Origin of the sequence: Pseudomonas sp. NFIX10 (genome assembly GCF_900111955.1) — a bacterium.
In the GTDB taxonomy this organism is placed as follows: domain Bacteria; phylum Pseudomonadota; class Gammaproteobacteria; order Pseudomonadales; family Pseudomonadaceae; genus Aquipseudomonas; species Aquipseudomonas fluorescens_AA.
This window is the reverse complement of record NZ_FOKH01000066.1, coordinates 1-1,202: the sequence shown is the minus strand read 5'-3', so window position 1 is coordinate 1,202 and position 1,202 is coordinate 1. Positions and strand designations below refer to the sequence as shown.

1 protein-coding gene is annotated in these 1,202 nt (G+C 60.8%); it reads right to left on the bottom strand.

The features are described 5' to 3' along the window. The coding region (locus tag BM321_RS29235; protein ID WP_175535179.1) for an immunoglobulin-like domain-containing protein at positions 1 to 1,202 on the bottom strand (1,202 nt) is incomplete at both ends.

The window sequence follows — 1,202 nt, the reverse complement described above, 5'->3', positions numbered from 1 at the left end:
GTCTTGCCGTCGATAGCCAGTTTTTCGTAGTTGCCACCCTTGGCGTCGTCGATCTTGACGCTCAGGTTATCGCCGCCGGTAAGAGCGTCGTTCGTTGTAACGAAGTTCACCGAGCCGGAGCTGGCGCCGACCGGGATAGTGATGGTTTGGCCGTTGCTCAATGTCACCACGAGTGGCGCACCGGTGACTGGAGCGTTGACCGAGGCGGTGTAGACCACAGTGCCGCCTTCGGCGACGGTCGATGTGGCAGTCAGCGAAACGGTGCTGGTGTCGATGGTATCGGTCACGTCAGTGACAGCCGGGTTGGTGCTCGGAACAAGGTTCTCGAAGTTGCCACCAGTCGCTTTATCGATGCTGACTTCAACCTTTCCGGCGTCTTTGTAGACGTCGTCTTTAGGGGCATCAACGGTGACGGTGCCAGTGGTCGCGCCAGCAGCAATGTTGATGACGGCACCATTGCTCAAGGTGACGGTGACTGGCGAGCCGGCAGCGTTGGTCAGCGTGGCGGTGTAAACAATCGAGCCGCCCTCGGCCACGGTGTCGGTGGCCGAGAGGGTCAGACCAGTGGAGTCCTGAACGTCGGTAACGGTCGTATCGGCAGACTTGCCATCGATGTCGAGTTTTTCGTAGTTACCACCCTTGGCGTCGTCAATCTTGACGCTCAGGTTGTCACCGCCCGCGAGGGCATCGTTCGTCGTAACGAAGTTCACCGAGCCGCTGCTGGCGCCGACTGGGATAGTGATGGTTTGGCCGTTGCTCAATGTCACCACGAGTGGCGCACCGGTGACTGGAGCGTTGACCGAGGCGGTGTAGACCACGGTGCCGCCTTCGGCGACGGTCGATGTGGCAGTCAGCGAAACGGTGCTGGTGTCGACGGTATCGGTGACGTCCGTGACGGCAGGGGTCGTGCTCGGGACGAGGTTCTCGAAGTTGCCACCGGTGGCCTTGTCGATGCTGACTTCGACCTTGCCGGCGTCCTTGTAGACGTCGTCCTTCGGCGCGTCGACAGTGACGGTACCGGTGGTCGCTCCGGCAGCAATGTTGATCACTGCGCCGTTGCTCAAGGTGACGGTAACCGGCGTGCCGGCCGCATTGGTCAGCGTCGCGGTGTAAACAATCGAGCCGCCTTCAGCAACCGAATCAGTCGCACTCAAGGTGAGGCCAGTGGTGTCCTGGGTATCCGTCACCGAGGTATCGGCAGA